Origin of the sequence: uncultured Abiotrophia sp., assembly GCF_938010525.1 — a bacterium.
Taxonomy (GTDB): Bacteria; Bacillota; Bacilli; order Lactobacillales; family Aerococcaceae; genus Abiotrophia.
The window spans coordinates 251,168-266,281 of sequence record NZ_CALLVK010000021.1 but is presented as its reverse complement, the minus strand read 5'-3'; the positions used below and the strand labels follow the sequence as shown (position 1 = coordinate 266,281).

Genomic DNA, 15,114 nt, shown 5'->3' with positions numbered 1-15,114 from the left:
GACGATTGAAAGAAAGGAAGAAAAGAGATGTCAGCTCCTTACCAAACCGTTGATACCCGTTGGGGGACGCGGAATAGTCACCGCTTAGGTCAGGGCAACACCCTGCCTTATACTGGGGTGCCCTTTGGCATGAACCATTTTGTTTTGGAGACCCGGCCTGGGGAACCACGCTTTTTCCATCCGGAAGATGGTACTGCTTTTGGGATTAGGTTGACCCACCAACCCAGTCCCTGGATGGGCGACTTTGCCTGGGTTACTTGGCAGGTGGCCTGCCTAACGGATAAGGAGTGGAATCAACTTAAGAGCCCTCTGTCTGCTGAGGCCAGTCGAGAACTAGCTAGCTCTGGCTATCGCGGTGATCTAGCTCAATTTCGACCAGGCTTTTTGTCCTACCAACGATTGCGAGATGGTTTGCAGGTGGCTTGTTGTCCAACCCGGGATGGGGCAAGCCTTAAGGTGACGCCTGACCGACGCTATCCTAAGGGACATTGGGTCATGAGCTTGGTTTTGGCCCAAAGTGGTTGGTATGAGCTAGAGGGTCATGAGCTGACTTTCTACACCAATCAGCTAGCAGGGTCTAAGTACGGTCAATATGGTCAATATAGCCGGATGCTAGCGCCGGAGGGTGTCACCTTCAAGCTTTGCCAGGTGGTGGATTTGGGAGAGGGTCTCCACCAACTTTGGCTAGAGTTGGACGGCATTGAAGCTATCTCAAACCAGTCTTTGCATTTGGAATGGGTGACATCCTATATTAGCCCAGACCAGCTCGAGCTTAATTATGGGCAATCTGACTTCTTCGGCCAGACCTGGGACCAGCAGTGCGCTCAGACGGAGGCAGCGTGGGAGGACTATCTGAGTCGTTTAACAGTTAGCCATCGAGAAAGAAAGCTAGTCGATCGTTTTTATCACTGTCTCTATCGGACGGCCACCTTTCCTCAGGCGGCCTATGAGTGGTCGGAGGCCGGGGAGCCTATTCATCAATCGCCTTATACAGGTAAGTTGGAGCCTGGCTACTTCTTCACCAACAATGGCTACTGGGACACCTTCCGGACTAACTACCCACTCTATGCCTTAATTGTGCCTGAAATGGTGCCACTCTTCCTAGAAGGCATTCTAGCTGTCGCCCGAGAAGATGGTTTCTTGCCTAAATGGCTGTCTCCTGATGAACGGGGGCTCATGCCAGGGACCTTGGTGGATGCGGTCATTGCGGATGCTGTCGTCAAAGGACTGGTGGCTGGAGAGTTAGCCCACAAGCTTTATCAGGCCATGCTTTATACGGCTGAGACAGAGAGTGCCCACTCCTTAGAAGGGCGCCAGGGAGGCGCCGACTATGGCCGTTTGGGTTATTTGCCAGCAAGCTATAGCGAGTCGGTCAATAAAAGTCTGGACTACGCCTATAGCGACTTCTGTATTAGTCAGGTAGCGCAGGCTTTAGGCGATTATGAGAGAGCCAAGGACTACCGCCAACAATCCCTCAACTACCGCCATCTATTCGATGGAGAGACTGGCCTCATGCGGGCCAAGGACCAAGTAGGTCACTTCTTAGACAGCTTTGTTAGCCAAACCTGGGGTGGTCCTTATACCGAGGGTTCTGCCTGGCAGCAGTCTTTCGCGGTCTATCATAATTTAGCCGACTTAGTAGACCTACATGGCGGGGATGCTGCCTTCTACCAGCAGCTGCAGGCCTTAATTAATCAACCGGCTAGCTACCGGGTGGATGGCTATGGCTATGAAATTCATGAAATGTTAGAAATGGCCCGTCGCGACTGGGGCCAGCTAGCCCTGTCCAATCAGCCGAGCTTCCATTTGCCTTACTTGCCAATCTATGCTGGCCACCCACATATGGCCCATCAATTGCTTAAATCGCTCATGCTAGAGGCCTTTAAGTTGGAAGAAGAGGGCTATATTGGTGACGAGGACAACGGCTCCTTATCAGCCTGGTTCGTCTTGAGCTCTCTGGGAATCTATGCAGTGACACCAGGGACTAATCAATATGTCTTAGGGATCAGCATCTGGGATCAGGCCAGTCTAAACTTAAGTGGCGGGTTAAGGTTCCAATGGTCTACCTTAAATCCTAGCCAGGTACTCAATGTGGTTTTACGCCGCCAATTAAATGGCCGAGATTATGATGCTCACTTCTTGACTTATGAGGACATAATGGCGGGTGGCCAATTAGAGCAGGAGCTAGGCTTTCTACCGTCACTGAAGCCAACAGAGCCATCTTTAAGACCGTTTTCTCTAGCGCTAAATGGCCAAAGGGAGTATAATAGTTTTGATTGTAAGATAGAGGAGGAAACGCATGGAAACTAAACTTGTTGAGATGATGATGCGAGTCTACTATTGGATGAAGGGGGCCGCCTTTTTCTGGTTAGGCTGGTTGGCTGGTTTGGGCCTTTTTGGCACCATGGCTAGTCTGACGGCCTTAACTGAAGCCCACCAAAGCGCTAAATGGCGAGCAGACCTGCTGACTTTCTCTGGCTTTTGGGATAGCTATAAGGCCAACCGCCGTGATAGTTGGGGCCTCAATCTCTTCTATACCCTCTTGTCTATCTTTCTTTGTTGGTTGATTTTTATTAGCTCTCAAATGCGGGGCCTCATCTTCTTGGTGGCCCTTGTTATCCAAGCGACAGTTTTAGTCCTAGTGAACCTAGCTTTAGTAGCAGAGAGTCAAATGCGGGTTGTCTACCAGGGAGAAGCCAGCCAATTCATTAAGTTTAGCTTCTTCCAACTTTTGGTGACGCCACGTCCCAATCTTCTGACCTTGGTTTATAGTTTGGTTATTGTCTGGGTGGTGATGACCTTCCCAGCCTTGGCCTTTATCTTCGCGGTCCCTCTCTGGGTGACTAGCTTGTCATCCTTCTATTTGAGAGAGTGGCGTCGGCAAGGAGTGATTCCGCATGAGCCAGAAGAATCCCAACCGCTTTAGTCGGCTCTTACGCTACTATGCGACCCTGATTTTGGTCTTAGTTTTTCTTCTGCCACTAGTAGCGGTCTACTTGCTCTATCAACATAACATTAATAATGCCCTGGCTGAGCTCAATCTCATGCATTACCATATTCAGTCAGAGCTCAGTCAGGCTGATCAAGATACTCAGAAAATCGCGCAAAAACTGACCGAGTCAACCAAGCAGATTGAAGCCTTGCGCCATTATGCCAATTCTAGCTACCAGGAGTCGCTAGAGAGTTTTCTGATGAATCGTCAGTACAATCTCTACTTGCCTGATAAGCTCTATCGACTTCATCGGGAGTTTCAAGATATTACCTCTATTGTTATCCATGTCGATAATGCCAAAGAACTGATTGTCTCTACCGCCGACAACACACGAGGCCGTAAGATGATGCCGTCTGATATAAGTAAAGAAGAGGGTAAAGAGATTGGCTTTGACCGGCCCTTATTTGACTTGCGTTCTGGCCATAGTTTGGGGCAGGTACAAGTCAACTACCATGCCGATCGTTTCTTTCAAGGGGTGGCTGAGTCGCCGCTCTTAACCAAGGCTCAAACTGTTGTCGTCGATGCCAAGCTCAAACGCATGCTCCTAGAACGTGGCAAGCTGAGTCAAGACAAGCTACAAGCGGTCATCAGAGGAGAAAACGTGCCTTCTGGCTACCTGGTCAGCCGCATGGAGACGGGCGAAGATTTACTAATCATCAGCCTTCTGCCTAAGTCCATTATCTGGCAACGGGTTACGGGTCCTGTATTAGTGATTACCTTGATTACCATACTTGTGGCCGTCATCCTCTTGGCCTTGCTTTATCGTTTCTTCGGGGCCTATTCCAATCAGGTTCATGATATGGTCACGACCCTCAAGCGAATTGGAGAAGGGCAATTTTACTATCGTATTCGGGAAACGGATAAGCAGGATGAACTGCGGGAAATTACTCATTCCATTAATACCATGTTAGACCAGTATCAGGTTAACATACAGGAACTCTATTCCATGGAAGCTCGCGAGCACGAAGCCATTCTCAAGGCTTTGCAGTCGCAAATTAATCCGCATTTTATGTATAACACGCTAGAGTTTATTCGCATGAGTGCCCTGACTGAGGGGGCAGATGAATTGGCCGATATCGTCTATGATTTTGCTGCCTTATTAAGAAATAATATTAGCGATGAGAAGGAGACGACCTTGGAGCGTGAGCTTTCCTTCTGCCGTAAATACATCCACCTCTACCAAGTGCGTTATCCTAACAAATTGCAGGTGGATATTGAAATGACGTCAGAATGTCAAGCTTTCGTCTTGCCTAAGTTTACCTTGCAACCATTGATTGAAAACTATTTTGTGCATGGCGTGGATTTCGCTAGGAGTGATAACCACTTAGTCATCAAAGCCTGGGTGGAAGACGTGGCCGACCAAGCCAACCTGACTAGCAGGCTCTGGATTGAAGTGTCTGATAATGGGAGAGGTATGTCCCCAGAAACCCTCAGCTCCTTAAATCAAGGATTAAGAGAAGGGGCGCGACCCATTGAACCGAATAGCCGGCAGTCAATTGGGATCTTTAATGTGGCTGAGCGACTCCATCATTATTTTGGTGGCCAGGCTACTTTATCTTATCAAGTAAATGAAGAAGGAGGTGTCCGTGTATGGCTCCAGTGTCCTTTCAACCCACCCCACTCAGGGTCATGATTGTGGACGATGAGTACATGATTGTCAAAGGCTTAGAACGCCTGATCCGCTGGCAAGAACTAGGTTTGCAACTTGTAGGGACAGCCGGTAATGGCCAGGAAGCCTTGGACTTAATGAGTCACCAAGCTGTGGATATTGTCATCACCGATGTCAATATGCCTAACGTAACGGGGATTGATTTTATTAGTCAAGCCAAGGAGCTAGGCCAGGACTTTGTCTTCATTTTTGTGTCAGGTTATCAGGAATTTGAGTACGTTAAGCGAGGCATGGAATTAGGAGCCAAGAATTATCTGCTTAAGCCTATCGACAAGGTAGAGCTTCATCGGGTGCTTAGCCAAGTGGCCCAAGAAATTCGGGATAAGCGAGCCCTAGCTCAGGTTATTTCTGACCATGAGCAAGCTCAACTGACTAGTTGGCTAGAGATAGGCCAAGGGAGCTTGCCTCTTCGTTACCAGGATGTCACTGCCCCCAATTGGCAGTGGGTTTTGGCACAAAAGACTTGTCAGCCCCAATTGTTGGCTGCAGGTGGTTGGTCTATTATGGTGCTAGGTGACTGGCTACTAGGGATTATACCTCAGTCGGATTTTAAGCAAGATCCTCAAGATAGTGGCATGCAAATACAGACTAATCTGTCGCTGACCAACATCCATCATAAACTCCAAGCCTTCCTTCAGGCTGAAAGTCGACGGCTTTTCTATGAATGGGAGTGGGATGAGGAGCGAGCTAGGCAAATCTTTTGGCAGGATGAGCGTGACGCTGCCCAAACGGATCCTACGACCGTTAAGTTAGTCGATCAATTAGTGGGCCATCTCTATGAAGCCATCGATAATCAGAATAGCATTAAGCTGGATGCGGACTTAGATAGCTTCTTGGCCTTTTGCCAGGAGCGGGAACTAGTGCCTCAGGAAGTGGTGCAATTAACGGCCTTGATTCGGCATTACTTTGATATTAAGTCTAACCAGCATACCCCAACCAGTCTCCTAGATGAAGGGGCCAATCAACCTCTGACTTTTGCCTTGCTAAGCCAGCATCTCAAGGAAAGTTTGGATTTAGGTGGGCATGAGAAGCGCCACCACCTCTATCCACCTATTGTCAATGAAGTCTTGGCGGCCATCTATGAACGCTATAACGAAAATATCTCCATGAAGAGTTTGGCAGATGACCTCCATGTCAATGTTATGTACTTAGGGCAACTCTTTAAGCGCGAGGTTGGCATGACCTTGTCCCGTTATATCAATCAATATCGTTTAGCGATTGCCAAGGATTTACTGATTGCGTCTAAGCTATCAGTGGCACAGATTGCGGTCAAAGTCGGCTACCAGAATCAAGCCTATTTTTACCGGGTCTTTAAACAATCAGAGGGTGTCAGTCCCAAAGAGTATCGCCAACACTACCATGATCACCTTAAGGCCCAAGAAGATAAACCAGTCACACGGTAAGGTTTCACCTTACCGTCTTTTTATTTAGGATGCAGGCAAAATCCAATGAGCTGACTTAGGCCCTTTTTGGCGAAAATACATTGTATTTTGCCCCAATCAAGAGTAAAATAGTACTGATACAAAAGAATGCAAATCTATAGAAAAGGTGGCAGTATGATTTTGAATAAAGATATAGCCGGCTATGTAATAGACATCGTTGAAAGATTAAATCGGGGGCAGAAACAATTTTTCTGGGCCATCAGTGACTTAATAAGTTTTATTGTAGCCATTGTGGTATCCTATGTCCTCTTCTATACCTTGATTAACCCTAATCCCTTTGACTATATTGTGTATGTGGGGTTAACTTTTGCAATTTACCAAGTCTTAACCCATCTTATGGGCTTGGCAGCAAGTATGAGCCGATACAATTCCCTAGATGAATTTATGAAGCTCTTTTCCACCATCGCCATTTCCAGTGTGGTGGGCTATGGCATTAGCTATGTCTTCTTGCCTCAGTTTTCCGTTCGTTTCTTGGTTCTCTTCATTCTCTTGAGTACCTTCTTGGTCTTTGCACCACGTTTGATTTGGCAGCTCTTATACTCCCAACGTGATCGCGGCCAGGAGGTGGCGACCAGTCGCCGGATTTTCCTAATTGGGGCTGGGGACGGAGGCGCGGCCTTCATGAACAGCTATCAACCTCAAACCAGTGATTTGGACATTGTGGGGATATTGGATAACGACCTCAATAAGAAGGGGCAACAGCTAAGTGGCGTGCCGGTCTTAGGTCGTTACGATGACTTAGCCAGCCTAGCCAAAGAATATGATATTGATGAAGTCATTGTGGCTATTCCCTCTCTTGAACCGCGCGAATATGAACGTATCCTCGAAATGTGTAACGAGGCGGGCTTAACCGTCTATAAAATGCCTAAGGTTGAAGATGTTATTCAAGGGGCTGGCCCACAACGCAATGAGATTAAGAAAATTGACATTGTAGACCTCTTGGGTCGTAAGGAAATCCGCCTGGATGAGTCATGCCTGGACCAAGAGCTAAGTCATAAAACCATCTTGGTGACTGGGGCGGGCGGCTCAATCGGGAGTGAAATCTGCCGGCAAGTCAGTCGCTTCAAGCCTAAACGGGTCATTCTCTTAGGTCATGGCGAAAACTCCATTTATCTGATTTACCATGAATTAATTAAGAGTCATCCAGAAATTGAATATGTGCCCGTTATTGCAGATATTCAAGACTATCCACGCTTATTACAAGTCTTCCAGGATTATCAACCAGCTATCGTCTATCATGCAGCAGCTCATAAGCATGTGCCGATGATGGAGCGTAACCCTAAGGAAGCCCTCAAAAATAATATCCACGGGACCTATAATGTGGCCAAGGCAGTCGACCAAGCTGGTGTGCCTAAGATGGTCATGATTTCGACAGATAAGGCGGTCAACCCACCTAACGTGATGGGGGCAACCAAGCGTGTGGCTGAACTGATTGTGACAGGCTTCAATAAGACTAGTCAATCCACCTATTGTGCCGTTCGCTTCGGTAATGTCCTAGGTAGCCGAGGTAGTGTCATTCCAGTCTTCGAGCGGCAAATTGCTGCAGGGGGCCCGCTAACGGTGACCGACTTCCGTATGACCCGCTACTTTATGACTATTCCGGAAGCTAGCCGTTTAGTTATTCATGCTGGGGCATATGCCCGCGACGGCGAAGTCTTCATCTTAGATATGGGTGAACCCGTTAAGATTTATGACCTAGCTAAGAAAATGGTCCTACTCAGTGGCCATACTGAAAAAGAAATCCCAATTATTGAAGTAGGTATTCGCCCGGGTGAAAAACTCTATGAAGAGCTCTTGGTGGCATCAGAATTTGTAGATAACCAAGTACATGATCAAATCTTCGTTGGCAAGGTAAATACCATGCCGCTGGCTACCATTGAAGCTAAGATGGCAGAATTCGACACCTTAGAAGGCGATGTGCTCAAGGAAGCCATTATTGGTTTTGCCAATCAAACTACTCAAGCTGACTAGGAGGCTCCCTAGATGAAATCAAAACTCCAGCATTTGCTTTTAATTGTCGTCTTGGGCCTAGTGGCCAGTCTGTGGCAAGGGCCTCAAGTTCAGGCAGCACCAGATTCTGAGCCTGTGTCTTTCCTCTTTCTAGGAATTGACACGGGGGAACTGGGCCGGACAGAACAAGGTCGTTCCGATACCATCATGGTGATGACCCTGAACCCTAGCCATAAAACCCTACGCCTCGTTAGCCTACCGCGAGACACCTATGTCAATATTGAGGGCTACGAGGGCATGGATAAGCTCAACCACGCCTATGCCTATGGTGGTGCGGAGTTATCCAAACTAACCGTCGAGCACTTACTAGGCGTCCCCATCCAACACTATCTAGCGCTTAATATGAAGGGGCTAGAAGATTTGGTGGATTTAGTGGGTGGCGTAGAAGTAGTTCCACCTGAAACATTTACCATTGATGGCTATGAATTTTACCAAGACACGCCGGTTTATTTAGATGGCCGGACAGCCCTCTACTATGTGCGAGATCGCTTTTCTTCAAGCGGGGACTATGCCCGCCAAGCCCGTCAACGACAAGTGCTTGAAGCCCTGATGCATAAGGCACAAGATGCTTCTTTTAAGCTAGATCCTTTGAAAGTTGCCTCTCTTATGACTTCCGTCTCGACGGACTTGTCTCTAGAGCAATTGATGGGCCTCTTCAACCAGTATCGTCAGGCCGATTTACAACTTGAACTTGGCCAGCTACAAGGGCAGGGCCAAACCATTAATGGTGTTTACTACGATATCCCTGATCAAGCCTCTCTAGCTGAATTGCGCACGACCTTGCTATCTGATCTAAAAGAATAGGAGACTCCTCATGAAGAAAATTAGAAAAGCTGTTATTCCAGCAGCAGGCTATGGAACAGGCTTCTTGCCAGCCACTAAAGCCTTTGCCAAGGAAATGCTCCCGATTGTAGATAAGCCTATTATTCAGTTTATTGTGGAAGAAGCGATTGCGTCTGGTATCGAGGAAATCTTGATTATTACGGGTAAAACCAAACGTCCTATTGAGGACCACTTTGACTCCAATATCGAATTGGAAGACAACCTCCGCTCAAAAGGCAAGGCTGATTTGCTTAAATTAGTAGAGGGGACTACCCAAGCCAATCTCTTCTTCGTTCGCCAATCCTATCCAAAGGGCTTAGGAGACGCGATTTTAGCAGCTAAGGCCTTTGTGGCGGATGAGCCTTTTGTAGTCATGCTAGGCGATAATATCATGACGGGTGAAAAACCTGTCACGCGCCAACTCATGGACCTTTATCAAGAGACCCAGACGGCCAATGTAGCCATTATGGAGGTTTCTGATGAGGAAGCTGAACAAATGGGGATTGTTGAATTGGGCAAAGTAGTCGACAATCAAGTGGGCTTACCGGTTCATCACATTAACAATATGGTTGAAAAGCCAAAGGCCAGTGAGCTCAAGAGTCACATGGCTATTGCAGGACGTTATGTCTTGCCGCCTGAAATCTTCAATCTCTTGGAAGACTTACCTGTAGGTAAGGAAGATGAGGTTCAGTTGACTGATGCCCTTAATAAGCTCAATCAGACCCAACGAGTGCTGGCGGTCCAGTGCCAAGGCAACCGACATGATGTCGGCAACAAAATGGGTTACATGCGCTATATGGTTGAATATGGTCTAAATCATCCTGAAACGGAATCAGGTCTAAAGGCCTACATCAAGCGTTTGGCAATAGAACTTGATAAATGCTAACAAAGGCTGGGATGAGAGTCCCGGCTTTTTTGATGTCAGTGCGATGAATATTACTAGCCCCTTGTTGAAAGGGTTTGTTGTTTATGATATTATTGCTAAACATTTTGCGCACTTTCTTTCATCTTCTAGATGAAAAACAATAAGTATCAATTTTCATTGTGAAAAGCATAGAATTTTTAGGTAAGAGGTGCTATAATGGGTTAATGTTGTTACTAAGCCCTTGGCTGTTCCAGTAAGGAGGATACCCTGTTGTGACCACGAAAGATCGTGATTTGAAAAAATTTTTAATATGTTTGGTTGACTTGATGGGTGTCATATTAGTAGGCCTATTTTTAGCCCAGAGTAGTTCACCTCGATTCCATATTGATATAGAAGATGTTAATACCATGCTGCTGATTCATATAGCGGCTTTTTATGTGTCAAGCCAGTTTAACTCCTTGTTTGATAGGGGTTATCTAGAGCAACTCAAATCAGTCATTATCTATTCTTTGTATTTTCTTGTTGGTATTACCATGATGGTCTTTATGTCAAAAAGTCATTTCTATATTCCTCGGACTGCATCCTTGGTTTTTGTCGCTTTGAATGGACTTTTGGTTTTTGCTATTCATTCGAGTATTAAGTACTATTACCAACACCTCTATCCAACTCTCAAATATTCACGTAAGGTTCTGTTAGTTACTACTTCCGATCGATTAGATATCATTGCCGAACGATTTAAGGTCAGTCAAGGTTGGGGTGGTCAGATTAGTGCGATTGCGCTACTAGATAATCCTCAAGAAATTACTTTGCCTGATATTTTTAAAGGTAAGCATCTAGTCACTGTTGATGAAATGGAATGTTATGCTAGGCAAAATGTTGTTGATGAGGTTTTCCTTAATTTGTCTCGTGATTTCGATGAGCAGATTTCAGACTACCTTTTGCTCTTCCAATCTATGGGGATTATAGTAAGCCTTAATATTTCGGCCTTTGAGATTCCTCTCAATTCGGATCGCCGAGTCCGCAAGTTAGGTAAATTTAGTGTCTTAACTTTCTCTACTAAATTCTATGATTACGAGTGGATGGTAATTAAGCGACTACTGGACATCCTAGGTGCCTTAGTTGGTCTTGTCCTGACCTTTTTAATAGGGTTAGTGCTAGTGCCTTTGATTAAGCTAGAATCCAAGGGCCCAGCTATCTTCGCCCAAAACCGTGTAGGTCGTAATGGACGGGTCTTTAAGTTCTATAAATTCCGTTCCATGTACGCTGACGCTGAAGAGCGCAAGAAGGAATTAGAACAATACAATCAGATGAAGGGCCTCATGTTCAAAATAGAAGATGACCCACGTATTACAAAAATCGGTCGCTTTATTCGCCGGACTAGTTTAGATGAGCTGCCGCAGTTCTATAATGTTCTGATTGGTGACATGAGTCTAATCGGCACCCGGCCACCGACTGAGAGTGAGTTCAAAGCCTATTCTGCTGGCCACAAAAAACGACTCAAGTTACGGCCCGGTATTACCGGCCTCTGGCAAGTAAGTGGCCGTAGTGATATTACTGACTTTGAGGAAGTCGTACGGTTAGACGCCGAATATATCGATAACTGGTCCTTGTGGCTAGATGTCAAAATTCTCTTGAAGACCGTGAGAATCGTCCTTCTGGGTAAAGGCGCACGTTAAAATGGCACTAGAAAAAGATCGGCTGCGGCCGGTCTTTTTATCTACCTAAGAAAGCTCGCTAGTTTAGCAATAAGTCAGTGGAGCCTAACTTAAAAGTTCACTGTACAAATATTTCCTTCCCCTAGCTAAATTATGGTATAATGGGTTGAATACAAGAGAAAGGTGAGGAGAAGATGTTGGATTGGTTTCATCAATTCTTAGTGGATAAGCCTTTAGTTCGACTCCTGGATATTGCCATAGTCTGGTACATTATCTATCGTGTCTTACTCTATGCACGTAATACACGGGCAATGAACTTATTAAAAGGGGTAGGCATAATCTTAGCCGCTAAATTTATTGCCTCGGTTGTAGGCCTGCAGACCATCGATTGGTTGCTGCAACAAGTTATTTCCTGGGGTGTGGTGGCCGTGGTCATCCTCTTCCAACCAGAATTACGTAGAGCTCTAGAATCAATTGGCCGTACGGTTAGTTCTCGCTCACGCAAGGGATTGGAGCATGATCCGACTGCTCGTTTGATTCAAGACTTAGATAAGAGTATTTGGTACATGTCGCGGCGGAAAATCGGGGCCCTGATATCCATCGAACGAGAAAATAGCCTGAATGAATACATCCAAACAGGGATTCCTATGGATTCAGCTATTTCGCATCAGCTCTTAGTTAATATCTTCATCCCCAATACGCCACTTCATGATGGGGCCGTTATTATCGCTGGCCATCGCGTGGCAGCTGCTGCCTGCTATCTGCCTTTATCTGGTAGTCAAGCCATTCCTAAGGAATTAGGGACGCGCCATCGGGCGGCGATCGGTCTATCAGAAGTCACAGATGCGGTGACCTTGATTGTCTCGGAAGAGACAGGTGGGGTTAGCTTGGCCATGAGAGACCATTTGCACCGGGATGTAGACCCTAAGGAGCTCAAGGAGCTCTTAAAACGATATTTAAGTAGAGACGACCAAGGTGATAATACTGAGTCTAATCGTAACCGCCTGGTTAATGAGCTCTTGTCATTCTTTAACAAGCAGAAAGGTGGTGCCGCATGAAGAAGTTTTGGAATAGTCGTTGGTACGACAATAAATGGTTCTTGCGGATTGCTTCTCTAGTCTTTGCGGTCTTCCTCTATGGCATGGTTCAGGCAAGTAGCCCATCGGTAACTAGCCTATCTAATTTACAGCAAGTAGTCAGTGTGGATACAACCGAAACCATCTCCAACGTACCAGTTAAATTAGGTAAGCATGACGACGATATCTTCGTCAGCCAACTGCAAGAAACCGTGACCGTTACCCTAACTGGTCCTAAGAATATCGTTTCTTCCCTAGCCAGTGGCAATTTGGTTGTGCAAACCGAAGATCTAACCGGAATAGAGACAGGGCAACAAACCCTCAAATTAGAAATTCCTGGTTTGCCAGACAGTGTTAAATATCAGATTAATCCTTCGCGGGTAGTCGTTCAGGTCGCCAGACGTAAGACGGTGACCGTGCCTGTAGAATATGAAATCGAAGAAGGTACCATTGCCTCTGGTATGGAAGTTGGGAATGTGACACTTAATCCAAGTCAAGTTGAGTTGACGGGCAACGAGGAAAATATCAATAAGGTGAAACGAGCCTACATCCGCATCAGCAATACTACTGCTCACAACCGGACCTTTACCGGTAAGTTCAAACTCCAGGTAGTGGATGCTGACAACAAACTCTTGGACGTCAATGCCAATGTTAGCGAAGTAGAAGCACATGTTGAGCTTAACGCACAACAGCGTAAGACGGTTAACTTAGTGGTGGCCGCGCAAGGCGAATCCAATAGCTATCGTTACCAATATCAACTGGTTGATGCTAGTCAAATTGCCCTTCAAGGGTCGGCTTCAGTATTAGAAAACATCCGTAATATTAAGGTCAATGTAGACGTCAGCAACCTGACCTCTAGTGCTACACTCAAGGGGCAGTTAGAACTGCCAGAGGGTGTCACTGCCAATCTCTCAGGTCCCGTTTCAGTTGCTGTGACTGTCACCCCAATCACAACGGATACCAGTGATACGACCAGTAGCACACCTGCCGCTAGCTCCAGCAGTGCGGTGGAAGAAGCCCCAACAACCCCCAATCAAAATGGTGGCAACGCCAACCCAGGTGTGACAGAAGACAATAACGCCAATCCTGGTGGTCAAGGTGTCGAATAAGCATCGAACACCTTTAGATTAGCTCATAATAAGAAGGAGAAAACAAACATAATGGGAAAATACTTTGGAACTGACGGCGTTCGTGGCGTCGCTAATACGGAATTAACACCGGAGTTAGCCTTTAAACTAGGCCGGTGCGGGGGTTACGTTTTAATGCAACATGCACCAGAACAGGCGCATCCACGCGTCTTGGTGGCGCGCGATACCCGTATTTCCGGTCAATTACTAGAACAAGCTTTAGTAGCCGGTCTTTTATCAGTGGGGATTGAAGTTATGCAATTAGGGGTCATCTCGACGCCAGCAGTAGCCTACTTGACTCGTACTCAGAATGCGGCAGCAGGGGTTATGATTTCTGCTTCCCACAACCCAGCTCTGGATAATGGGATTAAATTCTTTGGTTCTGACGGTTTCAAACTCTCTGATCAACAGGAAGAAGAAATTGAAGCCTTAATTGATGCGCCAGAAGATACCTTGCCACGGCCAAGTACCGACGGTCTTGGGACCATTGATGAGTTCCCAGAAGGGGCTATCAAATACTTGCAGTTCCTGCAATCAACTATTTCGGGCGATTTGGAAGGCATTCGTGTCTGCATCGATGCAGCTAACGGGGCAACAGCACCTCTAGTTAACCAACTTTTCGCTGATTTGGAGACCGACTTCTACACCATGGGAGACCGTCCTAACGGCATTAACATCAATGATGGCGTAGGTTCTACTCATCCAGAAGGTCTGCAAGCCTTCGTCAAAGAAAAAGGCGCCATGGTTGGTTTGGCCTTCGATGGAGATGGCGACCGTCTGATTGCAGTAGATGAGAATGGTGAATTGGTTGACGGTGACAAAATTATGTTCATCTGTGGCCAACACCTCAAATCTAAAGGCCGCCTAGAGAAAGACACCATCGTATCAACGGTTATGTCTAATATTGGCTTCCACAAGGCCATTGAAGAACATGGCATGGTGGCACTTAAAGCCCAAGTGGGAGACCGTTACGTAGTAGAAGCCATGCGTGAAGGTGGTTATGTCCTAGGGGGCGAACAATCTGGCCACATCGTCTTCCTTAACTTGAATACAACTGGGGATGGCCTCTTAAGTGCCGTTCAACTCCTAGCGGTAATGAAGGAAACAGGTAAGAGTCTGTCTGAATTAGCGGCTCAAGTGACCATCTTCCCACAAAAATTAGTTAACATTCGCGTGCGCGACAAACACACCGTTATGGATGAACCTGCTGTTAAAGCAGTAATTGAAGCGGTTGAAGCTGAAATGAACGGTGACGGACGTATCTTAGTTCGTCCAAGTGGGACTGAGCCTCTCTTACGGGTTATGGCAGAAGCCTCAACCGACGAGAAGGTTTCCCGCTATGTGGATACCATTGCCGATGTCATTCGTGCTGAGCGCGGCATCGAATAAGCCTAGTATTAGGTTGGGACCTTAGGGTGCCAACCTTTCTTGTTGTTATTGGCTAGCTCGATTGAAA

General features: G+C 46.5%; 11 protein-coding genes. All 11 read left to right on the top strand.

The genetic code is table 11. The annotated features are described in order from the left end of the window. The first annotated feature begins 27 nt into the window (after positions 1–27). The 11 genes from Q0339_RS05840 (at position 28) to glmM (ending at position 15,047) form a co-directional block, all read left to right on the top strand. The gene (locus Q0339_RS05840) at positions 28–2,310 is read left to right on the top strand and encodes a GH92 family glycosyl hydrolase (RefSeq protein ID WP_298077884.1); all 2,283 of its coding nucleotides are present in this window, start codon (positions 28–30) and stop codon (positions 2,308–2,310) included. Further along, positions 2,300–2,926, top strand: a complete 627-nt coding sequence (locus Q0339_RS05835) for a DUF624 domain-containing protein (protein WP_298077882.1) — start codon at positions 2,300–2,302, stop codon at positions 2,924–2,926. Before Q0339_RS05840 ends, Q0339_RS05835 begins: the two co-directional genes overlap by 11 nt. Then, on the top strand, positions 2,898–4,625 hold the full coding sequence (locus Q0339_RS05830; protein WP_298077881.1) for a sensor histidine kinase: 1,728 nt from the start codon (positions 2,898–2,900) through the stop codon (positions 4,623–4,625). The genes Q0339_RS05835 and Q0339_RS05830 overlap by 29 nt, the downstream gene beginning before the upstream one ends. Then, complete coding sequence (locus Q0339_RS05825; protein WP_298077880.1) at positions 4,583–6,064, top strand: response regulator transcription factor; 1,482 nt, start codon at positions 4,583–4,585, stop codon at positions 6,062–6,064. The genes Q0339_RS05830 and Q0339_RS05825 overlap by 43 nt, the downstream gene beginning before the upstream one ends. 159 nt (positions 6,065–6,223) lie before the next feature. Continuing rightward, positions 6,224–8,074 carry a nucleoside-diphosphate sugar epimerase/dehydratase gene (locus Q0339_RS05820; RefSeq protein ID WP_298077879.1) on the top strand — a complete coding sequence of 617 codons (1,851 nt, stop codon included), beginning with the start codon at positions 6,224–6,226 and terminating at the stop codon, positions 8,072–8,074. A 12-nt stretch (positions 8,075–8,086) separates the two neighbouring features. Further along, positions 8,087–8,917 carry an LCP family protein gene (locus tag Q0339_RS05815; protein WP_298077878.1) on the top strand — a complete coding sequence of 277 codons (831 nt, stop codon included), beginning with the start codon at positions 8,087–8,089 and terminating at the stop codon, positions 8,915–8,917. 10 nt (positions 8,918–8,927) lie between these two features. Beyond that, positions 8,928–9,821: a UTP--glucose-1-phosphate uridylyltransferase GalU gene (galU, locus tag Q0339_RS05810; protein WP_298077877.1), complete on the top strand. Its 894-nt coding sequence runs from the start codon at positions 8,928–8,930 to the stop codon at positions 9,819–9,821. 305 nt (positions 9,822–10,126) lie between these two features. Then, positions 10,127–11,476, top strand: a complete 1,350-nt coding sequence (locus tag Q0339_RS05805; RefSeq protein ID WP_298077931.1) for a sugar transferase — start codon at positions 10,127–10,129, stop codon at positions 11,474–11,476. 173 nt (positions 11,477–11,649) lie between these two features. Further along, positions 11,650–12,513, top strand: a complete 864-nt coding sequence (gene cdaA, locus Q0339_RS05800) for a diadenylate cyclase CdaA (protein ID WP_298077875.1) — start codon at positions 11,650–11,652, stop codon at positions 12,511–12,513. Continuing rightward, positions 12,510–13,640 (top strand): CdaR family protein, encoded by a 1,131-nt coding sequence (locus tag Q0339_RS05795; RefSeq protein ID WP_298077874.1) that lies wholly within the window; start codon positions 12,510–12,512, stop codon positions 13,638–13,640. Before cdaA ends, Q0339_RS05795 begins: the two co-directional genes overlap by 4 nt. Positions 13,641–13,691: 51 nt before the next feature. After that, positions 13,692–15,047, top strand: a complete 1,356-nt coding sequence (gene glmM / locus Q0339_RS05790; protein ID WP_070756244.1) for a phosphoglucosamine mutase — start codon at positions 13,692–13,694, stop codon at positions 15,045–15,047. Positions 15,048–15,114: the final 67 nt, after the last annotated feature.